The sequence below is a fragment of the Streptomyces sp. NRRL F-5123 genome (genome assembly GCF_000721495.1).
GTDB lineage: Bacteria > Actinomycetota > Actinomycetes > Streptomycetales > Streptomycetaceae > Actinacidiphila.
The window spans coordinates 49,842-76,517 of record NZ_JOHY01000032.1 but is presented as its reverse complement, the minus strand read 5'-3'; the positions used below and the strand labels follow the sequence as shown (position 1 = coordinate 76,517).

Annotated in this window: 18 protein-coding genes and 1 pseudogene; 4 read left to right on the top strand and 15 right to left on the bottom strand. The window is 74.3% G+C overall.

What is annotated here, in order from left to right:
• Positions 1–267: 267 nt before the first annotated feature.
• Both tmk and topA read right to left on the bottom strand, forming a co-directional pair.
• On the bottom strand, positions 268–3,318 hold the full coding sequence (gene tmk, locus IH54_RS0123710) for a dTMP kinase (RefSeq protein WP_031520181.1): 3,051 nt from the start codon (positions 3,316–3,318) through the stop codon (positions 268–270).
• Positions 3,319–3,509: 191 nt separating this feature from the next.
• Positions 3,510–6,314: a type I DNA topoisomerase gene (gene topA / locus IH54_RS0123705; RefSeq protein WP_031520179.1), complete on the bottom strand. Its 2,805-nt coding sequence runs from the start codon at positions 6,312–6,314 to the stop codon at positions 3,510–3,512.
• 286 nt (positions 6,315–6,600) lie between these two features.
• Here topA and IH54_RS0123700 point away from each other — a divergent pair, with 286 nt between their 5' ends.
• Positions 6,601–7,002 carry a DUF2752 domain-containing protein gene (locus IH54_RS0123700; protein WP_234343726.1) on the top strand — a complete coding sequence of 134 codons (402 nt, stop codon included), beginning with the start codon at positions 6,601–6,603 and terminating at the stop codon, positions 7,000–7,002.
• A gap of 85 nt (positions 7,003–7,087) precedes the next feature.
• Here IH54_RS0123700 and IH54_RS0123695 read toward each other — a convergent pair whose 3' ends face one another.
• The 5 genes from IH54_RS0123695 to bldG form a co-directional block, all read right to left on the bottom strand.
• The gene (locus IH54_RS0123695; RefSeq protein WP_031520174.1) at positions 7,088–8,629 is read right to left on the bottom strand and encodes a DUF7059 domain-containing protein; all 1,542 of its coding nucleotides are present in this window, start codon (positions 8,627–8,629) and stop codon (positions 7,088–7,090) included.
• An 87-nt stretch (positions 8,630–8,716) separates the two neighbouring features.
• Positions 8,717–9,310 (bottom strand): small secreted protein, encoded by a 594-nt coding sequence (locus IH54_RS0123690; protein ID WP_234343725.1) that lies wholly within the window; start codon positions 9,308–9,310, stop codon positions 8,717–8,719.
• A gap of 315 nt (positions 9,311–9,625) precedes the next feature.
• Positions 9,626–12,010 carry a sodium-translocating pyrophosphatase gene (locus IH54_RS0123685; RefSeq protein ID WP_031520170.1) on the bottom strand — a complete coding sequence of 795 codons (2,385 nt, stop codon included), beginning with the start codon at positions 12,008–12,010 and terminating at the stop codon, positions 9,626–9,628.
• A 298-nt stretch (positions 12,011–12,308) separates the two neighbouring features.
• Entirely contained in the window at positions 12,309–12,722 is a 414-nt protein-coding gene (locus IH54_RS0123680; RefSeq protein WP_031520168.1) for an ATP-binding protein, read from the bottom strand.
• A gap of 94 nt (positions 12,723–12,816) precedes the next feature.
• The gene (gene bldG / locus IH54_RS0123675; protein WP_031520166.1) at positions 12,817–13,158 is read right to left on the bottom strand and encodes an anti-sigma factor antagonist BldG; all 342 of its coding nucleotides are present in this window, start codon (positions 13,156–13,158) and stop codon (positions 12,817–12,819) included.
• A gap of 184 nt (positions 13,159–13,342) precedes the next feature.
• Between bldG and IH54_RS0123670 the strand changes: the two genes are divergently transcribed.
• Complete coding sequence (locus tag IH54_RS0123670) at positions 13,343–15,805, top strand: DEAD/DEAH box helicase (RefSeq protein WP_078862474.1); 2,463 nt, start codon at positions 13,343–13,345, stop codon at positions 15,803–15,805.
• Positions 15,806–15,946: 141 nt separating this feature from the next.
• Here IH54_RS0123670 and IH54_RS48135 read toward each other — a convergent pair.
• From IH54_RS48135 to ssd, 6 genes and pseudogenes are all read right to left on the bottom strand, one after another.
• Positions 15,947–16,144, bottom strand: a pseudogene (locus tag IH54_RS48135) (Rv3654c family TadE-like protein); the annotation flags it as partial.
• 62 nt (positions 16,145–16,206) lie between these two features.
• Positions 16,207–16,533, bottom strand: a complete 327-nt coding sequence (locus IH54_RS0123665; protein ID WP_324607814.1) for a TadE family type IV pilus minor pilin — start codon at positions 16,531–16,533, stop codon at positions 16,207–16,209.
• A gap of 334 nt (positions 16,534–16,867) precedes the next feature.
• Complete coding sequence (locus tag IH54_RS0123660; RefSeq protein WP_078862473.1) at positions 16,868–17,128, bottom strand: DUF4244 domain-containing protein; 261 nt, start codon at positions 17,126–17,128, stop codon at positions 16,868–16,870.
• 136 nt (positions 17,129–17,264) lie between these two features.
• On the bottom strand, positions 17,265–19,121 hold the full coding sequence (locus IH54_RS48130) for a type II secretion system F family protein (protein ID WP_078862472.1): 1,857 nt from the start codon (positions 19,119–19,121) through the stop codon (positions 17,265–17,267).
• Entirely contained in the window at positions 19,118–20,269 is a 1,152-nt protein-coding gene (locus tag IH54_RS0123650) for a TadA family conjugal transfer-associated ATPase (RefSeq protein ID WP_031520155.1), read from the bottom strand. Before IH54_RS0123650 ends, IH54_RS48130 begins: the two co-directional genes overlap by 4 nt.
• Positions 20,266–21,372 carry a septum site-determining protein Ssd gene (ssd, locus tag IH54_RS0123645; RefSeq protein ID WP_031520152.1) on the bottom strand — a complete coding sequence of 369 codons (1,107 nt, stop codon included), beginning with the start codon at positions 21,370–21,372 and terminating at the stop codon, positions 20,266–20,268. The genes IH54_RS0123650 and ssd overlap by 4 nt, the downstream gene beginning before the upstream one ends.
• A 438-nt stretch (positions 21,373–21,810) precedes the next feature.
• Here ssd and IH54_RS0123640 point away from each other — a divergent pair, with 438 nt between their 5' ends.
• Positions 21,811–22,656 (top strand): HAD family hydrolase, encoded by an 846-nt coding sequence (locus IH54_RS0123640; RefSeq protein ID WP_031520150.1) that lies wholly within the window; start codon positions 21,811–21,813, stop codon positions 22,654–22,656.
• Positions 22,657–23,063: 407 nt separating this feature from the next.
• Here IH54_RS0123640 and IH54_RS0123635 read toward each other — a convergent pair whose 3' ends face one another.
• Complete coding sequence (locus IH54_RS0123635) at positions 23,064–23,927, bottom strand: hypothetical protein (protein WP_052397789.1); 864 nt, start codon at positions 23,925–23,927, stop codon at positions 23,064–23,066.
• A 106-nt stretch (positions 23,928–24,033) separates the two neighbouring features.
• On the opposite strand from IH54_RS0123635, the gene IH54_RS0123630 reads away from it, so the two are divergent.
• Positions 24,034–25,062 carry an ATP-binding protein gene (locus tag IH54_RS0123630; RefSeq protein WP_052397788.1) on the top strand — a complete coding sequence of 343 codons (1,029 nt, stop codon included), beginning with the start codon at positions 24,034–24,036 and terminating at the stop codon, positions 25,060–25,062.
• Here IH54_RS0123630 and IH54_RS40125 read toward each other — a convergent pair.
• A complete protein-coding gene (locus tag IH54_RS40125; RefSeq protein WP_052397787.1) occupies positions 25,043–26,569 on the bottom strand; it encodes a hypothetical protein in 1,527 nt (508 codons plus the stop codon). The genes IH54_RS0123630 and IH54_RS40125 overlap by 20 nt on opposite strands.
• Positions 26,570–26,676 lie beyond the last annotated feature (107 nt).

Here is a 26,676-nt window from a genome sequence, read left to right as displayed (position 1 = left end):
GTTCCCGCCGGTGGAGGCAGGGGTGGGCGGGTGACCGTCCTCCCCTCCCGATGTCCCTTCGGCGCCCGACCACCCGTGGGGTGGGGAAGGGCAGGGCGGACCGTCCCACCGGGTACACCGTGGGCGGCTGCCCGCCGGGGCTGTTGTCACGGGGTACGGGTGCGCGTTTTCAAGGGCGCGCCGGGGTGCCCCCAGGGGCAGCTCGGGGGGAGGGACGGGGTAGCCCGGCGGGACGGGCCGCAGCACCGGCGGAGTTGGCCGCAGGGGTCAGCGGTTTCGGGGGTCGTCGTCCTCGTGGGGGCCGAGGAGTTCGTCGGCGAGGGTGGGGAGATGGTCGAGGGGGGTCTCCTCGGCCCAGTCGGGGCGAGGGCGGCGTACCGCGGGGAGTTCGCGGGTGCGTTCGGCCTCGGGCGTCTCGGGGCGGAAGAGCCACGGCGGAACGCGGTCCGCCGGGTCGCTGTCCCGCGCCGTACCCGGTACGGGCGGCGGGCCGGGCTCCTGGACCGCCGGAAGCATCGTGGTCGTCTCGTCCGACGGCCCCTCCCGCTTCGGCTCGTCCTGCACGGCGGGCAGCACGGCCGTCTCGTCGGACCCGGCCCCGGATTCCGGCTCGGACGGCTCCTGCACCGCGGGCAGCACCGTCGTCGTCTCGTCCGACGAACCGTCGGACTCCTCCGGCACGACCGGCGTGACGACCGTCGTCGCGTCGTCCGGCTCGGGCTCCGGCTTCCGCTCGGCCTCCGCCGCACGCGCGGCCTCCGCGCGGAGGAGCGCCTCCTCCGCCTTGCGCTGCTTCTCCACCCGCCGGGCCTCGGCCTCGGCACGCAGCCGGGCCTGCTCCTCGGCGAGCTGCCGCAGCCGGGCCTGCTCGGCCTCGCGCGCGGCCTCCTCGGCCGCGACGCGCGCGGCCTCCTCGGCGGCGAGCCGGTCCGCCTCCTCCTGACGCTTGCGCGCCTCCTCCGCGGCCTCCGCGGCCTTGCGCTCGGCGATCTCGCGCCGGGCAGCCTCCTCGGCGGCGCGGCGGCGCTCCTCCTCCTCGCGGCGGAGCTTCTCCAGCTGCTCGCGGCGTTCGCGCTCCTGCCGCTCCTCCTCCGCCTTGCGCGCGGCCTCCTCCGCGGCGAGGCGCGCCGCCTCCTCCGCGGCCTTGCGCTCGGCTTCGGCGCGGGCCTCGATCTCCTGCTCGGACAGCGGCAGCACCTCGTCGAGCCGGTGCCGTATGAGCGTGGTGACGGCCTCGGGGTCCTGGCCCGCGTCGAGGACGAGGTAGCGGCCGGGGTCGGCTGCGGCAAGCGTCAGGAAGCCGGAGCGCACGCGCTGGTGGAATTCCGGGGGTTCCGATTCGAGCCGGTCGGGCGCCTCGGTGAAGCGCTCGCGCGCGATCTCGGGTGTGACGTCGAGCAGCACGGTGAGGTGCGGGACGAGACCCTCGGTGGCCCACCGGTTGATACGGGCGATCTCGGTGGGCGCGAGGTCGCGCCCGGCGCCCTGGTAGGCGACCGCCGAGTCGATGTAGCGGTCGGAGATGACGACGGCGCCGCGTTCGAGAGCGGGCCGGACGACCGTGTCGATGTGCTCGGCGCGGTCGGCGGCGTAGAGCAGTGCCTCCGTGCGGTGCGAGATACCGCCGGAGGACACGTCGAGCAGGATCGACCGCAGCCTCTTGCCGACGGCCGTGGCGCCGGGCTCGCGGGTGACGACGACCTCGTGGCCCTTGGCCCGGATCCAGCTCGCGAGCGCCTCGACCTGCGTCGACTTGCCGGCCCCGTCGCCGCCCTCGACGGCGATGAAGAAGCCGGTCGCGGCGGGCGCGGTCGCCGGGTCGGCGCCGCGGAGCGCCTCGCGCAGGTCGCGCCGCAGCGGTACACCGCCGCGGTCGTCGGTCTTGCCGAGCACGAGCGCGGCGACCGGCAGCAGCAGGGCGCCGACCAGCATCAGGGTGTAGGCGGCGCCCGCGTGGTCAAAGGTGAAGCGGCCGTTGTCGATGCGGTGCGGGCCGATCGCGGCGGCCAGCAGCGGCGCGCAGACCGCGGCGAAACCGAGCACGGCCCGTGCGACGGCCTGCAGGTGCTCGGTCGTGCGGGCGCGGCGGCTCTCCTCCGCCTCCAGCTCGATCAGGGTGTGCCCGGTGTTGGCGCTGACCCCGGCCGTGACGCCGGCCAGCAGCGCGAGCAGCAGCATCGTCGTCGGGTCGGGCACGAGGCCGGTCAGCAGCAGGGCGATACCGGTGAGGCCGATCGCGAGGGGCAGCAGCCGGCGTCGGGACAGGCCCGGCAGGATGCGCGGCGCGAGACGGATGCCGACGACGGTGCCGGCGGTCAGCACCAGGACCAGCAGCGCGAAGCCGGTGGGTCCGAAGCCCATGGCCGCGGCGTGCAGCACCGCCACGGAGACGGCGGCGGCGACGGCGCCCGCGACGGCCGCGGTGGACAGCACCAGCAGCGGCAGCACGCCGGTCCTGCCGTTCTCGGCGCCCGCGGGCCCCTTCGGCAGCCGCAGGCCCTCCAGCGGGGAGCGCGGCCGGGCTGCGGTGCCCGAGGGCAGTTCGAGCGCCGACAGCACGGCGATCGAGGACGAGAACAGGCCCGCGGCGACGTACGACGACAGCGCGACCTGGTGCAGGTCGAACCAGTCGACGCCGGTCGCGATCAGTGTGTTGACGAGGGTGATGACGACCATTGCCGCGGCCGCGGCGGGCAGCGCGACGAAGCTGGTGCGCAGGTCGAGGCGGTGCAGCGTGGCCAGGTGGTCGGGCGCGGGCCGCACCGATGTGTCCCCCGGCGGCGGGAGCAGTACGGGCGCGGCGCCGTCCTTCGCGACGGCCCACAGCCGTTCGGCCGCACCGGTGACGAAGACCGTGGCCAGCAGCCACACGTAGGCCTTGCCCGGCGTCCATGTCACCCACAGCGGGGCGACGACGAAGAGCGCGAGGCGTACGCCGTCGGCCCCGATCATCGTCCAGCGGCGGTCGAGCGGGCCGCCCTCCGTGGTGGCCGCGGACAGCGGGCCGAGCAGCACCGCGCCGAACAGCAGCGTCGCCACGAGCCGGGCGGCGAAGACCGCGGCGGTCGCGAAGGCGACCCCGCGGTAGCCCCCGCCGAAGGCACCGACTCCGGCTGCCGCCTGCACCGTCAGCCAGATCAGCACCAACAGGCCGAGGCGGTCCGCGACCGCACCGGTCATCTGGGCGTTCCAGAGCTTGCGCAACGGCGGGATCCTCAGCAGCGCGCGGACCGCGCGGTCGCGCGAATCCGCGGCGAGGTCGTCCGCGAACGCGGGCGAGACCTCAGCGGGCTGCGGCTGCGGGGTGGGTGGCGTCATTCCCTTAGCCTATCGCCCCACCAGTCGCCACCGGGGTCCCCCCGTCACCCCCTGTGGACAACCTCGCCCGCGCCCTGCAGGGCCCCCGTTTCCGGCAGCGGTCACACCGCCGGGCGAGCGTTCTGCGCTGCCGCGTGGGCGACCACCGAGGGCGCGTGGGGTAGCTCCCAGGCACCCCTGAAAGCACCGCCCTACGTGGTGGGGGGCTTCTTGGCGGCAGCCTTCTTCGCGGAAGCGGCCGTCTTCTTCGCGGCGGGTGCGGCCTTCTTGGCCGCAGTCTTCTTCGCCGGGGCGGCGGCCTTCTTCCGCGCGGGAGCCTTCTTCTTCGCAGGCCCCTTCGCCCGCTTCTCCGCGAGGAGTTCGTAACCCCGCTCCGGGGTGATCGTCTCGACGTCGTCGTCTCGGCGCAGCGTCGCGTTGGTCTCGCCGTCCGTCACGTAAGGGCCGAAGCGGCCGTCCTTGACGACGACGGGGCGCTCGCTCACCGGGTCGGTGCCGAGTTCCTTGAGCGGCGGCTTCGCGGCGGCGCGGCCGCGCTGCTTGGGCTGGGCGTAGATGGCGAGGGCCTCGTCGAGGGTGATCGTGAAGAGCTGGTCCTCGGTCTCCAGCGAGCGCGAGTCCGTACTGCGCTTGAGGTACGGGCCGTAGCGCCCGTTCTGCGCGGTGATCTCGACGCCCTCGGGGTCGGTGCCGACGACGCGCGGCAGGGACATCAGCCGGAGGGCGTCCTCCAGGGTGACGGTGTCGAGGGACATCGACTTGAAGAGCGACGCGGTGCGCGGCTTGACCGCGTTCTTGCCGGTCTTCGGGGTGTCCTCGGGCAGCACCTCGGTGACGTACGGGCCGTAGCGGCCGTCCTTGGCGACGATGGGGCGGCCGGTCTGCGGGTCGTTGCCGAGCTCGAAGTCGCCGCTGGGGCGGGCGAAGAGCTCCTGGGCGTATTCGACGCTGAGCTCGTCGGGCGGCAGGTCGTCGGGGACGTCGGCGCGGCGGTGGTCGTCCTCGCCGCGCTCGCCCTTCTCGATGTAGGGGCCGTAGCGGCCGACGCGCAGGACGATGCCGTCGCCGACCGGGAAGGAGGAGATCTCCCGGGCGTCGATCGCGCCGAGGTCCTCGACGAGTTCCTTGAGGCCGCCGAGGTGGTCGCCGTCGCCGTTCGCGGCGGAGGCGGTCGGGGCCGCGTCGGGCTCCTCCGTGCCGAAGTAGAAGCGCCGCAGCCACGGCACGGACTCGGCCTCGCCGCGGGCGATGCGGTCGAGGTCGTCCTCCATGGAGGCGGTGAAGTCGTAGTCGACGAGCCAGCCGAAGTGCTTCTCCAGCAGGTTGACGACGGCGAAGGAGAGGAAGGTCGGGACGAGCGCGGTGCCCTTCTTGAAGACGTAGCCGCGGTCGAGGATCGTGCCGAGGATCGTCGCGTACGTCGAGGGGCGGCCGATCTCGCGCTCTTCCAGTTCCTTGACCAGCGAGGCCTCGGTGTAGCGGGCGGGCGGCTTGGTCGAGTGGCCCTCGGCGTCGATCTTCTCGGCGGTGAGCGCGTCGCCCTCGGCGACCTGCGGGAGGCGCCGCTCGCGGTCGTCCAGCTCGGCGTTGGGGTCGTCGGCGCCTTCGACGTAGGCCTTGAGGAAGCCGTGGAAGGTGATGACCTTGCCGGACGCGCTGAACTCGGCGTCGCGCCCGTCGGTGGAGGTGCCGGCGACGCGCACGGTGACGGACTGGCCGACGGCGTCCTTCATCTGCGACGCGACCGTCCGCATCCAGATCAGCTCGTAGAGCCGGAACTGGTCGCCGGTCAGGCCGGTCTCGGCGGGGGTGCGGAAGCGGTCGCCGGAGGGGCGGATCGCCTCGTGCGCCTCCTGCGCGTTCTTGACCTTGCCGGCGTAGGTGCGCGGCTTGTCGGGCAGGTAGTCGGCGCCGTAGAGCTGGGTGACCTGCGCGCGGGCGGCGTTGACGGCGGTCTCCGACAGCGTGGTGGAGTCCGTACGCATATAGGTGATGAAGCCGTTCTCGTACAGCTTCTGGGCGACCTGCATGGTCGCCTTGGCGCCGAAGCCCAGTTTGCGCGACGCCTCCTGCTGGAGGGTCGTGGTGCGGAAGGGGGCGTACGGCGAGCGTCGGTAGGGCTTGGACTCGACGCTGCGGACGGCGAAGGGCACGTCGGCGAGGGCGGCGGCCAGTGCGCGGGCGGCGGATTCGTCCAGTTGGAGGACGGTCGCGCCCGGCTTGAGGGCGCCGGTGGAGGCGTCGAAGTCGCGGCCCTGGGCGACGCGGCGACCGTCGACGGAGACGAGCCGCGCGTTGAGGGTCGACGGGTCGGAGGCATCGCCTGCGCGGCCGGTGCCGAAGACGCCGGTGAGGTCCCAGTACTCGGCGGAGCGGAAGGCGATGCGCTCGCGCTCGCGCTCGACGACGAGCCGGGTGGCGACGGACTGCACACGGCCGGCTGACAGCCGCGGCATGACCTTCTTCCACAGCACCGGCGAGACCTCGTAGCCGTAGAGCCGGTCGAGGATGCGGCGGGTCTCCTGGGCGTCGACGAGGCGCTTGTTCAGCTCGCGCGGGTTGCGGACCGCGGCCTGGATGGCGTCCTTGGTGATCTCGTGGAAGACCATGCGGTGGACGGGCACCTTGGGCTTGAGGATCTCCTGGAGGTGCCAGGCGATGGCCTCGCCCTCGCGGTCCTCGTCGGTGGCGAGGAAGAGTTCGTCGGAGTCCTTGAGGAGTTCCTTGAGCTTCTTGACCTGGGCCTTCTTGTCGGCGTTGACGACGTAGATCGGCTGGAAGTCGCTGTCCACGTTGACGCCGAGCCGTGCCCACGGCTGGCCCTTGTACTCCGCCGGCACCTCGGCGGCCCCGTTGGGCAGGTCGCGGATGTGCCCGACGCTCGCCTCCACGACGTATCCAGGGCCGAGATAGCCCTTGATCGTCTTCGCCTTGGCGGGCGACTCGACAATGACGAGTCGGCGGCCGGCCGGTGCGGTCTCGCGGGTCGGGGACAACTTCGCTCTTCTCTCCGGTTCGAAGGGGTGACGCTGCGGAGTGTGACCGTACCTCCCGGTCCCGTGTCAAACGGGAAAAGTCAACAACGCCATCCGAACGGTAACCCGACAAGCGGTCTGTCTGCCGCATGGACGGGTCATGTCAGAGCTGAAGGGGGCGGCGGGGAGGCGGCGCGCCGGGTGCCGGGTGGCCGGATGCGTACCTGCGCGGGAGGGGGCGGGTGCGGGGCGCCGGCGGGGTGCCAGGATGGGGCCGCGGGGTGTCGTGCGGACCGGAGGTGTCGGGGTGAGCGGTGACGGGGTGCGGCGCGCCGTACGGCATCACGCCGCGGCGCCGCTGGGCGCGCTGGCCGCCGGGATCGCCGCGGCGGCGTACCTCTACCGCACCGATCCGCACCAGCCGGGCCACTGGCTGCCGCGCTGCCCCTTCAACTGGGCCACCGGCCTGCTCTGCCCGGTGTGCGGAGCCACCCGTACGGCGTACGACCTGCTGCACGCCGAGCCCGTGCGGGCCTTCCACGACAACGCGCTGCTGCTGCTCTGCACGCCGCTGCTGCTGGCCGCTTTCGCGGGCTGGGCGTGGGCGGGGCTGCGGGGGCGGCAATGGCGGGTTCGGGTGGGGCCGCGCGGGGCGGTGGCGCTGATGGTGGTGCTGGTGGCGTGGGGGGTCATACGCAACCTGCGCTGAGCGCCCGGCGTACGCCCCCGCGCTCGGGCAGCGCGTTGCCGCGACGCGTTACGGCGGCGTGCTCCCGCAGCGTTACGCCGACGCGTTACGGCGTGACCGGCTCCAGGAAGCCCTGCTCGACCAGCATGCGGATCGCGGCGGGCGTGCGATCCCGCAGCACCACCGGGTCCTCGCCCAGCAGTTGCGCGATGGCGTCCACGATCCGGCCGGCCGGCAGCGTCCCGTCGCACACCCCGGCGAAGCCCGCGCCGACCGTGTCGACCTCGGTGGCCCGGCGCATGCCGCGGCCCGAGCGCAGCACGACGTGCTCGGGGTCCTCCGCGCCCGGCACCCCGACCTGCTCCTGCACCACGTCGGAGGCCAGGGTGAAGCGGGCGTCGAGCAGGTCGGCGTCGTCGTGGCGGCGCAGGAAGTCCTGCCGGGCGAACCAGCCCGCAATGTGCGGGCCGAGCGGCTGCTCGACCGGGTGCGGCCATTCCTCGGCGGTGACGGCGGGCCGGTCGGAGCCGGTTTTGCGCAGGGTGATCCAGCCGAAGCCGACCGCGCCGACCTTGGCGCGTTCGAAGTCCTCCAGCCAGGCGTCGTAGCGGGCCGCGTACGCCGCAGGGTCGTCGCGGTGGTCGCCGCCGTCGCGCAGCCACAGCTCGGCGTACTGGGCGATGTCCTGCACCTCGCGCTGCACGATCCAGGCGTCGCAGCCGCGCGGCACCCACTGGACCAGCCGCTCGCGCCAGTCCTGGCCCTCGAGGTGCTGCCAGTTGGCCAGCAGCTGGCACCAGCCGCCGTCGGTGAGGTGGTCGGCGGCCTGCTCCACCAGGGTCCGGCACAGGTCGTCACCGCCCATTCCGCCGTCCCGGTAGGTGAAGCGGCCGGCCGGGGAGATCACGAAGGGCGGGTTGGACACGACGAGGTCGTAGCGCTCGTCGCCGACCGGCTCGAAAAGGCTGCCGCGGCGCAGGTCGGGCTGCCGCGCTCCGGACAGGGCGAGGGTGAGTCGGGCGAAGTGCAGGGCGCGCGGGTTGACGTCGGTGGCCGTGACGCGGGTGGCGTGCCGGGAGGCGTGCAGGGCCTGGACGCCGGAGCCGGTGCCGAGGTCGAGGGCGCTGCCGGCCGGTTCGCGCACGGTCAGCCCGGCGAGCGTGGTGGAGGCGCCACCGACGCCCAGCACCAGGTCGGCGCGGTCCACCCCGGAGCCGCCGGACGCGCCGGGCGTACCGCCGATGCCGCCCGCGCCCCCGACCGCGCAGCCCAGGTCGGACACGATCCACCAGTCCGCGCCGCCGTCCCCCGCGTAGGGGCGCACGTCGACGGCCGCGCGGATCTCGTCGCCGTCGCGCACCAGCCAGCCGTCCGCGACGTAGCGGTCCAGGCCCGGCAGCGCGACGCGGGCGCGGCCGTACGGGACGGGGCGCTGCAGGAGGAAGAGCCGGACCAGGGTCTCCAGCGGGCTCCCGCCGCGGGTGGCACGCAGCGCGGGCACTGTCTCGGCGCGCGAGAGTGCCGCGTAGCCGACGGCGCCCAGCAGGTCGAGGCAGCCGTCGGCGGTGAAGTCGGCGGCGAGCAGGTCGTCGCGCAGAGCGGCTGCGCCGTCGGGGGCGGGGAGGCGGGGCGTCGTCACGGAGGCCATTGTCGCGGCAACGGGCGGGTACGGGCCACGCGCCCGCCGGGTACGGGGCCGGCCCGCGCGCCTGCCAGGCGATTGGCGGCGCGGGGGCTACGACGCGGTCGGGGTCGGCGCCGTGGACGGGGACTGCGGGACGCTCTGGCAGCCCGGCTGCTTGGCCAGCGCCTTGCCCTGGTCGCCTTCGCGCAGCGCGCTGAGCGCCTTGTCGCCGTCGCTCGTCGCCTTCGAGAAGGAGTCCGACACGCCTTGCAGGCCCGCGGCGAACTTGGCCTGGTCGGTGGTGTCGAGACCGTCGACCTGCTTCTTGAGGGCCGCGTACTGCGTGGACAGGCCGGTGAAGGAGGTGACGGCGTTCTGCTGGAAGGCGTCGCCGTTGTCGCCGGGGGCGGGCCCCGCGGCGTCGAAGATGCCGGCCAGCGACTTGTAGGCGTCGGAGATCTGCTGGAAGGCGGCGGAGTCGGCGGACTGCACGTCCTGCGGCTTGCCGCCGCTGTCGACCTTGGTCAGGGAGGTGTTGGCGTCGTTGATCTTCTTCGTCTGCGCGGCGGTCTGGTCGCACACGCCCTGCGCCCAGGTGTCCAGCTTCTTGCCCGTGTCGTCGCTGGAGCAGGCCGACAGCGGCGCCAGCGCCAGCAGCACCGCCGCGCCCGAGAGCGCGGCGCGGCGTCCGTGGTTCAGCTTCACCGTTCAGGTCCCTTCCGTGGCGTCACGGCCCCGGAACTTACACGGGGAGGGGGCGGCGACCACGAATCCGGCGGGGACTTCGCGCCCATTCGTCCGTTATTCAAGCCGTTCGTAGCAAGCCGGGGTACGGTGCCGCCGGCCTGCCGGAACGGCGGGCGCCCGGCCGGATACCGGGTGCCCGCCGCGGGGGTGACGGTGTGGCAGATCTCACGTGGTGACCGATGCCGTACGGGCGTGTCGCCGGGTCGGGCGGGTGACGGTCCGGGGCGGCGAGGCCGGGGGCTGTCCGCGGTGGAGAGCCCGGGTGGCGAGGCGTCAGGCCGTGCTCGCCGCGTCCTCCACCCGTTCGGCGCCGCTGCCCTCCGGGCGCGCTCCCATGACCACGCCGCGGCGCTTGGACACGTAGACCGCCCCGACGACGACCACGACCGCGACCACCGAGACGACGGCCCGTACGGCGGCGTTGGCGTCGACGCCGTAGCTGAACTTGACCACGGCCGGGGCGATCAGCAGCGCGACCAGGTTCATGACCTTCAGCAGCGGGTTGATGGCCGGGCCCGCGGTGTCCTTGAACGGGTCTCCCACGGTGTCGCCGATGACGGTCGCCGCGTGCGCCTCGCTGCCCTTGCCGCCGTGGTGGCCGTCCTCGACGAGCTTCTTCGCGTTGTCCCAGGCGCCGCCGGAATTTGCGAGGAAGACCGCCATCAGGGTGCCGGCGCCGATCGCTCCCGCCAGGTACGACGCGAGCGAGCCGATGCCGAGGCCGAATCCGACCGCGATCGGCGCCAGGACGGCGAGCAGGCCCGGGGTGGCCAGCTCGCGCAGCGCGTCCTTGGTGCAGATGTCGACGACCCGGCCGTACTCGGGGGTCTCCGTGCCGTCCATGATCCCGGGGTGGTCGTGGAACTGGCGGCGCACCTCGTAGACCACCGCGCCCGCCGAGCGGGAGACGGCGCTGATGGCGAGGCCGGAGAAGAGGAAGACGACCGCCGCGCCGAACAGCAGCCCGACCAGGTTGTTCGGCTGCGAGATGTCGAGCGAGAGCCAGCGCGCGTCGGACGCGCCCGGGTGCGCCTTGGCCACGGCCGTGTCGACGGCTTCCTTGAACGAGCCGAACAGCGCGGTCGCCGCGAGCACCGCGGTGGCGATCGCGATGCCCTTGGTGATGGCCTTGGTGGTGTTGCCGACCGCGTCGAGATCGGTGAGCACCTGCGCGCCCTCGCCGTGGACGTCGCCGGACATCTCGGCGATGCCCTGGGCGTTGTCGGAGACGGGGCCGAAGGTGTCCATGGCGACGATGACGCCGACGGTGGTGAGCAGCCCGGTGCCCGCCAGCGCGACCGCGAAGAGCGCGAGCCACACGGAGGTGCCGCCGAGCAGGAAGGCGCCGTAGACGGACAGTCCGATGAGCAGCGCCGAGTAGACCGCGGACTCCAGACCCAGTGAGATGCCGGAGAGCACGACGGTGGCCGGGCCGGTGAGCGAGGTCCTTCCGACGTCGCGGACCGGGCGCCGGGAGGTCTCGGTGAAGTAGCCGGTGAGCTGCTGGATCAGCGCCGCGAGCACGATGCCGATGACGACGGCGACGAGCGCGAGCACGCGCGGGTCGCCGCCGTGGCCGGTGATGTCGGGGCCCGCGCCGTCCAGGCCGGCGTAGGAGGAGGGCAGGGCGGTGTAGACGGCGACGGCGACACCGGCCGTCGAGATGACCGCGGAGACGAAGAAGCCGCGGTTGATCGCCGTCATTCCGCTGCGGTCGGTGCGGCGGGGCGCGACGGCGAAGATGCCGACCATGGCGGTGAGCACGCCGATCGCGGGGATGAGGAGGGGGAAGGCGAGGCCCGCGTCACCGAAGGCCACCTTGCCGAGGATGAGTGCCGCCACCAGGGTGACGGCATAGGACTCGAAGAGGTCGGCCGCCATGCCGGCGCAGTCCCCGACGTTGTCGCCGACGTTGTCCGCGATCGTCGCGGCGTTGCGCGGGTCGTCCTCCGGGATGCCCTGCTCGACCTTGCCGACCAGGTCGGCGCCCACGTCGGCGGCCTTGGTGAAGATGCCGCCGCCGACGCGCATGAACATCGCCAGCAGCGCGGCGCCGAATCCGAATCCCTCCAGCACCTTGGGTGCGTCGGCTTTGTAGATCAGCACGACCGCGGACGCGCCGAGCAGGCCGAGTCCGACGGTGAACATTCCGACGACGCCGCCCGTGCGGAATGCGATCTTCATGGCCCGGTGGGACACGTCCCGTAAATCGGCGGACGGTTCCCCGGGTTCAGGGGTCGCCGCTCTCGCCGCCGCAGCGACCCGCACATTGCTGCGTACCGCGAGCCACATTCCGACGTATCCGGTGATCGCCGAGAATACAGCGCCGACGAGAAAGAAGATCGACCGGCCGAGACGCTGCGAGGTGTCGTCCGCGGGCAGCAGCATGAGCAGGAAGAACGCGGCGACGGCGAAGACCGCCAGGGTGCGGAACTGCCGTGCGAGGTAGGCGTTGGCGCCTTCCTGCACGGCAGCGGCGATCTTCTTCATGGCGTCGGTTCCTTCGTCCGACGCGAGCACTTGACGCACCAGCACCGCGGCGAGTGCCAGGGCCGCGAGTGCGACCACCGCGATGATCCAGACGAGCAGCCGGTTTCCGTCCGTGAGTACCGGTATCGGATCCGCGGCAAGCGTCCGAGGGGTGAATAGCCCCGCCATTCGTCCTCCTTGACGTTTGGCGCATGGGCGTGCGGCTCCTACGGCTCGGCAGTCGACAAAGCCGCGACGCTCAGGCGAGCTGAGCACGATGGACGGATTGTAGGGAGCCGCGAAAGATCAAAAAAGGGGCCGGTCGGGATCGGTCGGTAATTCCCGCCGTAAATGACGCATCCGGCCAATCGGACGGCTGAACGGATGTGTTTTCGCTCCGACGGAGATCGTCCTCCGCGGAGGGGCTCACGCGGAGGCGCCTTATGCGGAGGAAGTCCTTACGCGGGGGTCCTCATGCGGAGGGTCCTTACGCGGAGGGGGTCGGCCAGCTCATGCGGATGACTCCGCCGGCGGCGCCCTCGATGACCTCCACGTCGTCGACCAGGCCGCTGATCACGGCCAGGCCCATCTCACCCTCGTCGTCGGCGGCCTCGTCGCCGCCGGAGTCCGGCGAGGAGCCCTGGGCGTTGCCCGGCACCTCGTCGGCCACCTCGATGGAGAACGTCTTCTCGTCCTCGTTGAGCATCACCCGTACGGGTGCCTCGACGCCGTTGCTGCGGTGCAGGCCCACGGCCCGGCTGCAGGCCTCGCCCACCGCGAGCCGCACCTCGTCGAGAGCCGCCTCGCCCACCCCCGCCCGGCGCGCCACGGCAGCCGCCACGAGCCGTGCTGTGCGCACATGCTCCGGCTGGGCGCTGAAGAGCAGTTCTACGGTGGGCATGGCCTCCCCCTCGGTTCCATGGGCAGACATCACACGGGCATCACAGGGGTCCGGACGGTGAACCCGTCCGGGACCCCTTCGCTCGGGCGAAGAATCAGTCGGTCGCCGCGACGGCCTCGTCGACCGAGGTGTGGATCGGGAACACCTTGGTCAGGCCGGTGATACGGAAAATCTTCAGGATGCGCTCCTGGTTGCACACCAGACGCAGCGATCCCTCATGCGCGCGCACCCGCTTGAGCCCGCCGACGAGGACGCCCAGTCCGGTGGAGTCGAGGAAGTCGACCCCTTCCATGTCCACGACCAGGTGGTAACTCCCGTCGTTCACGAGCTCCACCAGCTGCTCGCGCAGCTTGGGCGCGGTGTACACATCAATCTCGCCGCCGACCTCGACGATCGTGCGATCGCCGACGGTTCGGGTCGACAGGGACAGGTCCACGGATCCTCCAGCACCTTGCATCGACGCGACTCCCCCAGGGGCCTCCCCACCGAGGAGTAGGAGCCTTCTCCCACCGAAGGTAGGGGAAGGGCCCTCAGCCGCGATGGCATTCAATCACTTCGCAGCGGGCCAGCACGACGCCTTCATGCGTTTGTCCGTCACGCCGGTGACACACTGAGTGCCGATGGCCCAGGATCGTCTTCCGCAGTCGGCGCACGGGCGCCCGTCCCCCCGGACCGCTCTGGAGCGGCTCGCCGCGGGGGCGGACCGGGCCGCACGCATCACCCATACGGAGCACCTGCCCCCGCGGGTCGGACGTCATGCCTCATGGCCACTCGGCATCCGGCCGGAGGTCGTGGCGGCGGTCGAGGCTGCCGGGATCCGCGAGCCGTGGGAGCACCAGGCGCGGGCGGCGGAGCTGGCGGTGGGCGGCGAGTCGGTGGTCGTGGCCACGGGTACGGCCTCGGGCAAGTCGCTCGGCTATCTCGTGCCGGTGCTCAGCACGCTGCTGGACGGGGCCGACGCGCCGGGCGCAGGGGGGCGGGGCGCGACCGCGCTGTACCTGGCGCCCACGAAGGCGCTGGCCGCGGACCAGCGGCGGGCCGTGGCCGCGCTCGCCGCCCCGCTGGGCACGGCGGTGCGGCCCGCGGTCTACGACGGCGACACGCCCGTCGAGGAACGCGAATGGGTCAGGCAGTACGCCACCTACGTGCTCACCAACCCGGACATGCTGCACCGCGGCATCCTGCCCGGGCACGCCCGCTGGTCCTCCTTCCTGCGCCATCTGCGCTATGTCGTGATCGACGAGTGCCACACGTACCGCGGGGTCTTCGGCTCGCACGTCGCCCAGGTGCTGCGCCGGCTGCGGCGGGTGTGCGCCCGCTACGGTGCCGCGCCGGTCTTCCTGCTGGCCTCCGCGACCGCCGCCGACCCGGCGCGCGCCGCCACCCGGCTCACCGGGCTGCCGGTCGCGGAGATCACCGACGACGCCTCGCCGCGCGGGGAGCTCGCCTTCGCGCTGTGGGAGCCGCCGCTGACGCAGCTGTCCGGCGAGCACGGCGCGCCGGTGCGGCGCACCGCCACCGCTGAATCCGCCGACCTGCTCACCGACCTGGTGCTCCAGGGGGTGCGCACGGTCGCCTTCGTCCGCTCCCGGCGCGGGGCGGAGCTGGTCGCGGTGATCGCGCAGGAGCGGCTCGCCGAGATCGACTCCGCGCTGCCGCGCCGGGTGGCCGCCTACCGCGGCGGCTACCTCCCGGAGGAGCGCCGGGCCCTGGAGCGCGATCTGCACTCCGGCCGGCTGCTCGGGCTGGCGTCCACCTCCGCGCTCGAACTGGGCGTCGACATCTCCGGCCTGGACGCGATCATCCTGGCCGGCTATCCCGGCACCCGCGCCTCGCTGTGGCAGCAGGCCGGGCGCGCCGGGCGGTCGGGGCAGGGCGCGCTCGCGGTCATGGTCGGCCGCGACGACCCGCTCGACACGTACCTCGTCCACCACCCCGAGGCGATCTTCGAGCAGCCCGTCGAATCCACCGTGCTGGACCCGGACAACCCCTACGTGCTCGCCCCGCACCTGTGCGCCGCCGCGGCCGAGCTGCCGCTCACCGAGGAGGACCTGCCGCTGTTCGGCCCCGAGGCGCCCGCGCTCCTGCCGCAGCTGGAGCGGCGGGGGCTGCTGCGCCGCCGCGCCGCCGGCTGGTACTGGACGCGCCGGGAGCGGGCCGCCGACCTCACCGACATCCGCGGCGCGGGCGGCAAGCCGGTCCAGGTCGTGGAGTCGGCCACCGGGCGGCTGCTGGGCACGGTGGACGCCGCCTCGGCCCACACCGCGGTGCACGACGGCGCCGTCCACCTCCACCAGGGCCGCACCTACGTGGTGGAGCACCTGGACCTGGAGGACTCCGTCGCCCTCGTGACCCGCGCCGACCCGTCCTACTCGACGATGGCCCGCGACACCACGTCCATCCGGGTGCTGGCCACCGATGTGGACGAGCCGTGGGGCGAGGCCCGCATCCACTTCGGGTCGGTCGAGGTCACCCACCAGGTGGTGTCGTACCTGCGCCGCCGGCTGGTGACCGGCGAGGTGCTCGGCGAGACCCGGCTCGACCTGCCGCCGCGCACGCTGCGCACCCGCGCCGTCTGGTGGACCGTCACCGACGACCAGCTGGACGCCGCCGGCATCCTTCCGGAGGAGCTGCCCGGGGCGCTGCACGCCGCCGAGCACGCCTCCATCGGCCTCCTCCCGCTCTTCGCCACCTGCGACCGCTGGGACATCGGCGGCGTCTCCGTCCCGCTGCACACCGACACCGGCCTGCCCACCGTCTTCGTCTACGACGGCCACCCCGGCGGTGCGGGCTTCGCCGAACGCGCCTTCCACACCGCCCGCGGCTGGCTCACCGCGACCCGCGAGGCCATCGCCGCCTGCGAGTGCGACGCCGGCTGCCCGTCCTGCGTCCAGTCCCCCAAGTGCGGCAACGGCAACGACCCGCTCGACAAGGCCGCCTCCCTCCGCCTCCTCACCTCCCTCCTGTCCTCCGCCCCACCCGACCCGGCCCCCGCCATCCGCCCGGAGGGCTCCCCGGCTGCGGACGAGCCCACGGCCGGGCCCGAGGACGCGCCGGGCGAGGACGCCGCCGGAGGCGGTTAGCGCGGCGCGGTCGCCCTGTCCGGGCGCGAATCCGGCGAACGCACCGGAGGCCGGCGGCGGGGCCGCGTCCGCGCCGGTCGGCGGGCCCGCGCGGGAACGGACGCGGGCTCCGCCGACGTCGGCCACCACGTCGGCGATCTCGCCGGTCACCGCGCAGGCCGCCAGGCGGGCACCCTGGGCCCTGGCGACCCGGGCGGCCAGCGCGCAGGCGCGCTCCTTGCCGTCGAGGGCGTGGTCGGCCGCCGCGAGGGCGGCGAGGTCCGCGGCCGCACCTGCCCGGTGGCGCAGCACGACCGCCTGGGCGAGCAGCAGCGCGGCCGCGAAGAGCGCGAGCAGCACGGCCACGACCCCGAGGGACCAGACCGTGGCCGAGCCCCGGTCGCCCTCCCGCCGCGCCCCGGTCACGGTCCCTCACCCCCGTCCACGGAGTCCTCGGCGAGCGCGGTCGCCTGCGCCCCCAGCGCGACGGGGAAGCGCGGGGGCGGAACGGCCACCCGCACGGTCACCATGTCGCCCGCCCGCTCCACGCTGACCCTCGCCCCGTCGGGCGCGGCCTCCCGCGCCGCCCGGACCACCGCCGCCGGCTGCTCCGACCTGGCCGCCGCCCGCGCCCCGGCCCGCGCCGCGTCCACGCACCGGACCTGTGCGGCCGCGGCCATCACACCCCAGATGAGCGTCCCGGCCACGGCGACCAGCACGGGAATCGACATCGCGGTCTCCGCGGTCACGTACCCCTGCTCCCCGCAGCGGCCTCGCAGCCTGGCCACGGCGCCCGGCCACCGCGGGCGTCCCGTCGAGGGCCACGCGGCACCTGCGACAGGGTCCCGCTTCGACGGCCGCCGGGAGGCCTCCGCGCCCGCTACGGCGGCGGCCGGGTCCGGGGCGAGCCGCGGCCCCGGCTGCAGCCGCCGCCACGCGCACGCCCGCGGGGCAGCCCGGCCCGCGCCCGGCGGGGCGACGCCGCCCGAGCCCCGCCGCGGAACGGCACCGCCCGGCGGCGGGCCGGGGCACGGGCCCGAGGACGGGTGCGGCCGCGGGGCCGCACCCGGCTTCGAGAGAGCGTCAGAAGGGCACATGGAGGGCCTTCGTGATCACTCCGGTGAGGGCGGTCCGGACGGGGCCGCTCGTCACGATCTTGTAGAGCACGGCCGCGAAGCCGCACGCGGCGATCGTCCCCACGGCGTATTCCGCCGTGCTCATCCCTGCCTCGGCCGCCGCACGGCACGCCCGTGCCCGGCGCCTCCACCACGCCGCGGCCCGGATCCTTCCGCCCGGCCGCTGCCGGACCGCCGCCTGCGCGGGTGACGTCCTGACGATGCTCATTTCCTTTTCCTCCCGTTTTCTGGGTTTCTCCGGGTGATCCCGGACGTGTTACGAGGGCGTGCGGAACCACGCCCCTGGCCCGTCGGGGCCCGTCAGGGCCGTATCGGGTCGTTCGCCGGCCGCGTGTGCGGCGGGGTCAGGGCGCGGCAGGGCCGAGGACCGCGCCCGCCAGGCCGATCACCACCGGCACCACGCCGACCAGCAGGAACGCGGGCAGGAAGCACAGGCCCAGCGGTGCGGTGGCCACCACCGCCGCCCGTCTGGCAGCGGCCTGCGCGGTACGGCCCCGCGCCGCGCGCAGCTCGGCGGCCAGCCGGGCCATCTCCGCCACCGGTGCGCTGCCGGTCGTCGACGCCCTGGCCAGGCACCGCCCCAGCTCCCGGGCGGCGGACTCGCCGCCGAAGCGCAGCCAGCACTCCACCGGGTCCCCGCCGAGCCGCAGTTCGGCCTGCGCTCGTATCAGCGCGGCCCCCAGCGGCCCGCCCAAGCACTCGCCCACCGCGCCCGCCGCCTCTCCGGGGGTCGCCCCGGCGGCCAGACACGCGGCCATCAGGTCGGCGCACAGCGGGAGGTGCCCCGGGCCGGGCTCAGCGGCGGTCGTACGGCCCGCTGCCGCCCGGCGGCGCCCCCGCAGCCACCACCCTGCAGCCAGGGCCGCCGCCGGCCCCACGAGCACGCCCAGCGCCCCGCCGGCAGCCGCTCCCGCCACCAGCCCCGCCGCAGGCACCGCTCCCCACCGCCGCACCGCCCCGAAGGCCGCCCGCCGCAGACGCCCCGGCTCCACCCGGCGCACCGGCGGCCCGCCGAGCACCGCCACGAGCCGCCTTGCCCTCTTCCGCCGTCCGCTGCCGAGCCCGGCGGCCACCGCACCGCCCGCCGCGACCGCCGCCACCACGGCTGTCCCCAGGCTGTGGACAACCCCGCCGACGCCGACGGCCCCGACCGCGAGCGCGTCCGCCCCGCCCGGCATCCGGGAACGCCCCTCCGCCCGGCGGTGCGGCTCGACCGGCTCGCCGACCCCGTGTTCCGGGCCCGCAACCGCGGGAGACCCGGCCGCGCGCATGATCCGAGCCGTCCAGGCGAGCCCCGCCCATTCCAGGACTCCCCCGGCGAGCAGGCACAGCAAGCCCGCGGGAGTGTGGAGCAGCACCCGGGCGGGATCGGCGCCCAGGCCCGCGCCCAGGACGACGCCGAAGAGCGGGAGCAGCGCAAGCAGCACCGCCGTGGAGCGCGGCCCGGCGAGCTGGGCCCGCAGGTCCTCGCGCTGATCGGCCTCGGCCCGCAGAGCCGCCGCCACCCGGTCGAGCGCGGCGGCCAGCCCCGCGCCGCCGTCCACCGCGACCTGCCAGCAGGCCGCCACCGCCGTCAGGCCCTCCGTGCCCGCGGACAGCCCGGCGGCGTCCCGCAGCGCCCGCGGCACATCACCGCCGAAGCGGGCGGCGGAGAGCAGCAGCCGGGCCGCACCGGACAGTTCGGCCACCTCCTGCCACCCGGCGGCCCCGATCGTCTCGCCCAGCGCGGTGTGCGGAGGGCGCCCCGCCCGCAACTCACCGGCCAGCGCACCGCACAGCGCCGCGACAGCCGCCGCCCCGCGCTCGGCGGCGGCCCGGCGCGCCCGCCTCCGCAGCGCCCGCCCCACGAGGGGCAAGGCGGCGGGACCGGCGAGCAGCGGCAGCACCGACCGCGTCAGCAGCGCCAGCGCCGCGCCGGCCGGCACGCACAGCGCCTCCGGCCCCGCCCGCCGCGCCACCCTCGCAGCCCACGCGTACCGCCCGGGCCCGCCGCGGGCGTACCCCTCGACGCGGCCGCGCAGCCCCGCGAGCGCCACCCGCAGCCGCTCCCCCGGTCCCGCGCGCCCGGAAGCCCGCTCGGCGCGAACCCCGCCGAGCACCCGGCGCGCCCGCCGCCGAGCCCCACCCCCTTCCGGCCCGGCGGCCAGCAACGCGGCAGCGCACAACACCGCGGCCCACACGACCTGCCCCTCGCCGGTCATGACGCACCCCTCGCACACAGCGCGGCGAGCCGGGGCCAGCCGGGGCCGCGGGTCAGGGGGCCGGGGGTGCCGTGGAGGGCGGGGAGGGTGGTGACCAGGCCGTCGGCGCCGCGGGTGAGAACGTGGATCTCGGCAACGCGGCGCAGCCCCGTCGTGTCGCGGGCCAGGTGGATCACCAGCGAGAGGGCCGCCGCTAGCTGGCTGTGCAGGGCCGCCCGGTCCAGGCCCGCGGTGGAGCCGAGAGCCTCCAGCCGGGCCGGGACGTCGGACGCGGCATTGGCATGGACCGTGCCGCAGCCGCCCTCGTGGCCCGTGTTCAGGGCGCTGAGCAGATCCGTCACCTCGGCTCCGCGCACCTCGCCGACCACGAGTCGGTCGGGCCGCATCCGCAGCGCCTGCCGCACCAGCTCCCGCAGGGTGACCTCGCCTGCGCCCTCCTGGTTGGCCGGGCGGGCCTCCAGCCGGACGACGTGCGGGTGGTCGGGGCGCAGCTCGGCGGAATCCTCGGCCAGGACGATGCGCGCCCCGGGGTCCACCAGGCCCAGCAGGCAGCTGAGCAGCGTCGTCTTCCCCGATCCCGTACCGCCACTGATCATGAAGGACAGCCGTGCGTCGAGCACCGCCCGCAGCACCTCGGCCGTCCCTGCGTCCACCGTGCCGGCGGCGACCAGTTCGGCGAGGGTGAAGGCGCGCGAGCGCACCACCCGCAGGGACAGGCACGGGGATCCGACGACGACGGGCGGCAGCACGGCGTGCAGCCGGGTGCCGTCCGGCAGCCGGGCGTCGACCCAGGGGCGGGCGTCGTCCAGCCGGCGGCCCGCGGTGGTCGCGAGCCGCTGCGCGAGCCTGCGGACGGCCGCCGTGTCGGGGAAGCGGACGGCGGCGCGCTCCAGGCCCCGGCCGCGGTCGGTCCAGACCTCGTCCGGGCCGTTGACCAGGATGTCGGTGACCTCCGGGTCGGCCAGCAGGGCTTCCAGCGGGCCCGCTCCGACCAGTTCGGACCGGAGGGCGCCGACCACGCCGAGGACTTCGGTGTCGCCGAGCAGCCGGCCCTGCGCGCGCAGCGCGGCGGCGACCCCGGCGGGTGTCGCCTCGCCGCCGTGCTCGGCCAGGCGGAGGCGTACGGCGTCCAGCAGGGGCGTGGTCATGCCGCCACGCTCCCGTCGTCAGTGAGGGCCGCGGCGAGGAAGGCGGTGCAGAAGCGGGCCAGCGGGCCGCGGCCGGAGGAGCCCGGGGGGCCGCTGCTGCCGAGGGCGTCGGGCCCGCGCTCCGGGGGCAGTTCGCCCGCGGCCGGCAGTCCGACGAGCCGGGAAGTCTCGCGGCCGTCGAGCCCGTCGGCGAAGGGGCCGCGGACCACCACCCGCAGGTCCTTCAGCACCATCGTGAAGGCCGAGGCGACCCGGGTGGCCGCGGCGACCGCGCGCAGCTCGGCGGGCACGACGAGCAGGCCGATGTCGATCTGCGCCAGCGTCTCGGCCACCGCGTCGTCCACCCGGCGCGGCAGGTCGACGACCACGAGGCCGCCGCGCCGCCGGGCGGCGCTCAGCACGGACCGCATGGCGGGGGCCGGGATGACGACGGAGTCGCCGCGGTCCCAGCTGAGGACGCTCAGCGCGTCCAGCCGCGGCAGGGACTCCTCAAGGGCCCCGCTGTTGACGCGGCCGCGGGAATCGGCGAGCGCGGGCCAGCGCAGCCCGCCGGAGCGCTCGGCCCCGACGAGGATGTCGAGGCCGCCGCCGAGCGGATCGCCGTCGATGAGCATGGTGCGCCGCCCGGCCCGCGCGGAGGTGACCGCGAGGGCGCACGCCAGGGTGCTGGCTCCGGCGCCGCCGCGACCGCCGACCACCCCGACGGTCAGGGCGGGCTGCCCGACCCCCTCGGCGATGTCGGCGAGCCGGTCGACGAGCCAGGGCTCGGCGTCGGGCAGCAGCAGAACGTGGTCGGCCCCGATGTCGTGGGCGGTGCGCCAGACCTCCGCGTCGTCCGGATCCCGACCGATGAGGAGGACCCCCTTCCTGCGCGGGATCCCGCGGATCCGGGCGGCCGACTCCACGCCGACGAGGACGAGCGGCGCGCCTTCCCAACTCGGCGCGCGCGGTGGCGCCCCGAAGACGACTTCCGGTTCCGAGCCGGCGGCCGCGCACAGCCGTAGCAGATCGTCGAGGAGGCTTTCATCCTCCGTGACAATCAGGGGTCCGCCGGCCCCTTCGAGGGCGTCGGGACGCGGTCCGGGCGTGGTGGAACCAAACATTTCTCTTCCCCTTCGCTTGCCTTGCGGCGCACCGGTGCGTGTCGCCGACATCAGCTTGGGGCGAGAAGAGGGAATTGAGATGATCTTGGTCGGAAACTGTGGACAACTCGACGATTGTGGATAACTCGTCACTCACACAGGTGACTTCACGCCGACCTCGCAACGATTACGGACCGTCACACGCAGTACCCGTAGGGGCCCACATGTGGACAAGGGAGGCTGGTGTGATCGAGGACGGCGCGGGACCCGGCCGAGAGCGGCAGAACGGGTCCGGACATGCGACGACCCCCGCCGGGGGGGAGAGCGGGGGTCGTCCCCACGGTCCGACTCGGGGGGGGAGGAGCCAGACCGGGTTAGCACGGTCGCGAACGATCCGTGACTTCCATGGTGTACCCGATGGCCTTCGAGAGCAAACCCACGCGCCTGACCTTACGCCGAATGGTGGTTGCCTATGCTCGTCCCGTGGAAAACCACCTGCCACCGCGCACCGCGGCCTTCTTCGATCTCGACAAGACCGTGATCGCCAAGTCCAGCACACTCGCCTTCGGGCGGTCCTTCTACCAGGGCGGTCTCATCAACAGGCGGGCGGTTTTGCGTACCGCATATGCCCAGTTCGTGTACCTCGTCGGGGGTGCGGATCACGACCAGATGGAAGGCATGCGCAAATACCTGTCCGATCTGTGCAAGGGATGGAATGTCCAGCAGGTGCGGGAGATCGTCGCCGAGACCCTGCACGACCTCATCGATCCGATCATCTACGACGAGGCGGCCTCGCTGATCGAGGAGCACCACGCCGCCGGGCGTGACGTCGTCATCGTCAGCGCGTCCGGCTCCGAGGTGGTCGAGCCGATCGGCGAGATGCTCGGCGCCGACCACGTCGTGGCCACCCGGATGGTGGTCGAGGACGGGGCGTACAACGGCGAGATCGAGCACTACGTCTACGGCCCGGCGAAGGCGGAGGCGATCGAGGAGCTGGCCCGCTCGCAGGGCTACGACCTGGAGCGCTCCTTCGCCTACAGCGATTCGGTGACCGACATCCCGATGCTGGAGACGGTCGGCCACCCCTACGCGGTCAACCCCGACCGGGCGCTGCGCAAGGAGGCGGTGGCCCGCGGGTGGCCCGCGCTCACCTTCAACCGCCCGGTCCGGCTGAACCAGCGGATCCCCACCCTGGCCATGCCGTCCGCCCCGGTGCTCGCCGCCGCCGCGGTCGGCGCCGCAGCCGCCACCGCGGGGCTGGTCTGGCTCGCGGCGCGGCGCCGCCGTCCGGCCGCCTTGTCCTGAGAGGCCGTCGCACCCCGGGGCCACCGTGTCCTGATCGTCGGCGGCGGCAACAAGGACAAAGAAGTGGAAGCAGAGGTTCCATCAGGGCGCGGTTGGGGGTACAAAGGACTTAACGGCCCGCGAGACCACGGACTTCCGAGAGGAAGACCGCAGTTCACAGCAGTAGGCCCCACGGACCGAGCACGGAAGCCGGGCACCCACGCGCAGCCGACCCGCCAACCGGGCCAGCCGTACCAGGCAGCGGGCTAAGACCCCGCCCTGATCACGGCAGACATCGTGCACGCACTGGTCACCGGGCAGACGTGCCAGCGGCGGCATCGCGAGATGTCGCCGCATTGCCGTGTCCGGACCCACAATGCCGTGTCCGGACCCCCAACGGCAGGCCGCCGGCAGCAGGTCGGCCGCCCTCAGGCGGCGCCGCGCTGCAGCGCCTCGCAGACGGCGACGCTCTCGCGTACGCCCAGCTCCAGCGCCCGCCCGCAGTGGCCGATCCATTCCGCCATGCCCTCGGCGGTGCCCGAGGCGTAGCCCTCCAGAGCGGTGAGGTAGGCGGCTGTGCCCAGTTCCGCGTAGCCGACCTCGGCCGGGCAGATGGACTTCGGGTCCAGCCCCGTGCCGACCAGGACGATCCGTTCCGCCGCCCTCGCGACGGGCCCGTTGAACGAGCCGAAGGGGCGCAGGCTCAGCAGTTCGCCGTGGACGACCGCCGCAACGACCAGCGCGGGGGCGGACGTCCCCGCCAGCAGCAGCGCGGTCAGGCCGTCAAGCCGTGCGGTGACCTCCGGCGGCTTCGGCAGATCCAGTTCGGCGGCGCCGACCAGCGGCTCGTCCACCGGCTCCCCGGCCAGCCGCGGCCGCCCGACGGTGGCGTCCACCGCCGCACCGCCGGCCGCCACCAGGTGCAGCCGGGCCAGCGCCTGCAGCGGCGAGCGCCGCCAGACGCCCAGCAGCCCGCCGGCCTCGGCGGTGAGCCGCAGCGCCGCGCCGACCGTACGGGCCTGCTCGTCCGCGGAGAAGTCGCTGCGGCGGCGCAGCTCCTCCAGCGGCCAGTCGGCGCCGGCCAGCGCCGCGGAACCGCGCGCGCCACGCAGTGCGGCCTCCGCGGTGACCTCGTCCGACCTGCGGCGCATCACCCGGTGCCCGTACACCGCGTCCACTGCCCGGCGCACGGCGTCGACCGCCTCGGGGACGCCCGGCAGGATGCCGAGGGCGGCCAGCGGGTCGGTCGCCGAGAGTTCCTGGGCGGCTGGCTGGGCAGCGTTCGTAGCCATGCCCAAGACCCTACGCATCCTGCGACACGGCAAACGACCACGAACGAGTGGCCTTCCCCACTCCGTTTGGACAACATGCGTAGCCGTCCGGCTACTCTTGGCGAACATGAAGATCGCTTTCGTCGGGAAGGGCGGCAGCGGCAAGACCACGCTGTCCTCGCTCTTCATCCGCCATCTCGCCGCCTCGCAGGTGCCGGTCGTCGCCGTCGACGCCGACATCAACCAGCACCTCGGCCCGGCGCTCGGCCTCGGTGAGGACGAGGCCGCCGCACTTCCCGCGCTGGGCGCGCACCTGCCGCAGATCAAGGAGTATCTGCGCGGCGCCAACCCGCGGATCGCCTCCGCCGAGACGATGATCAAGACGACTCCGCCCGGCCCCGGCTCCCGCCTGCTGCGGCTCACCGGGGACGAGGACAACCCCGTCTACGCGGCCTGCGCCCACCCCGTGGCGCTGGACGCCGGCACGGTGCGGCTGATGGTGACGGGCCCCTTCAACGAGTCGGACCTCGGCGTGGCCTGCTACCACTCCAAGGTCGGCGCGGTGGAGCTGTGCCTGAACCACCTCGTCGACGGCCGGGACGAATACCTGGTCGTCGACATGACGGCGGGCAGTGACTCCTTCGCCTCGGGCATGTTCACCCGCTTCGACCTCACCTTCCTGGTCGCCGAACCCACCCGCAAGGGCGTCGCCGTCTACCGGCAGTACCGCGACTACGCGCGGGATTACGGGGTCGAGCTCGCCGTGATCGGGAACAAGGTGCAGGGTGCGGACGACCTGGCCTTCCTCCGTGCCGAGGTGGGCGACGACCTGCTGGTCACGGTCGGGCACTCGGACTGGGTGCGGGCGATGGAGAAGGGCCGCCCGCCGCGGTTCGAGCAACTGGAGGACGTCAACCGGCGGGCCCTGCGCGCCATGCACGAGCGGGCCGACGCGGCGTACGAGCGGCGCGACTGGCAGCGCTACACGCAGCAGATGGCACTTTTCCACAGGAAGAACGCGGAAAGCTGGGGAAACTCGAAGACGGGGGCCGACCTGGCCGCGCAGATCGACCCCGGCTTCGTCCTGGACGAGAGCCTGCTGGGGACGGTTCCCACGGCCGCCCGCGAGGAGTCGCTCAGCGCCCGTCCGGCCTGACGGGCTCGGCCGGCGCGGGGGCGGTGGCGGCGGGCGCGCCCGGCGGCGACGACGGTGTCGGGCGCATCAGAGCGGTCCAGCCGCCCCGCGGGGCCTGCCCGACGTCCAGCCCGCGCAGCCGGTCCAGCACCTTCGGATCCTGTGCGTCCAGCCAGTCGGCGAGCTGCTCGAAGGACACGCACCGCACGTCGGGTTTGCCGCACACATCCCGGACGGTGTCCTCGACGGCCTTGAGGTAGGCCCCGCCGTTCCACGACTCCAGCCGGCTCGCGACGACCAGCGGCGCGCGATTGCCCTGGTACGCGCGCTCGAAACCGGCCATCAGGCCGTCGTGCATCTGCTCCTGCCACGCGGCGTTCCGCTGCGGGTCCTGGGCGCCGGCGACCGGGGTGCCGGACTGGACCGACAGGAAGCCCTGGTCGGAGGCGGGTGTCTCGGTGTCCCGCCCGGGGACGGGCACCTCCTGGAGCGGGAAGCGCCACAGGCCGCCGGACCTCGCGGGCCACACCTGCGGCTGCGGGGTCGGGTCCGCGAGGTAGCGGAAGCCGGCCGCCGCAGCCGCCGCGGGCAGGCCCGCCGGGTCCGTCAGGCACGGCGGGCGACCGCCGACGACGGCCTTGGCGTAGTCGAAGGGGAGCGGGTCGGACGCGACCAGGCCGGTGTTGGTCTTCCACTGCCGCGTGAATTCCCCGGCCTGCCGGATCTCCGCCCCCCACTCGGCCGCGGTCCACCCGCCGGACGCGGTGTCGGGGCCGTCCTCGGCCTCGGCGGGGCCCGTACCACCGGGGCTCTCCGCGCCGGCGGCCTCACCCGTACCACCGGCACCGTCCGCGCCACCGGCGCCGCCCGATACGTCCGCCGTGTCGGGGGACGCACCCGCGTCCTGCCCGCAGAAGTGCCCGTTGAAATACGTGCCGATCTCGCTGCCGTCCGCCCAGGCGAGCCGCAACTCCCGGACGGTTCCGGCGACGGTCGCCGGGTCGCGCGGCAGGCCGGTGTCGGAGGTGCCGCGCGGGTGCCGGGGCGGCGCGTAGCGGTCCGCGTGCCCGGCGGGCAGCAGGCTGACGCCACTCACGAAGTACGTCATCGCGGCGCCGTCGCGCTCGCCGAACTCGCGTACGTACGACAGCAGCCGCCGGTCGTCCTGGACGGCGCCGTCCCAGGAGAAGACGACGAACTGCGGCGGCCGCTCCCCCGGGCGCAGCTTGCGGGCGTCGGGTTGACGGGGCTGGGCGCCGGTGTCGGCGGTGGAGCCGTCGCCGATGAGCCGCAGCACCGGCGGCACCTGGGGTACGCCCTCGACCCCGCGGGCGCCCGGCCCGTCGGCCCCCGCCCCGCCGCCGGGCGACGAGCACGCGGCGGCGGCGAGGGCCAACACGACGGCGGTGGCGGCGGCGATCCCGGTCCGCAGCCGCGCGGGAGGGCCGAGCAGACGGGCCCGGGCGGCGCGGCCCGCGGAAGCGCGGCGGGCACGGGAAGCGGGGAGCGGCTTGCGTACGGAGTGCATTCGTACCTCGCATCGCGGCAGGGCGTCGGCATCAGGCGGCCGCACGCCGACCCACGCTGGCACGCTCACCCTCCGCGTCCGCCTCGCCGGGCCGTTTCATCATTCAA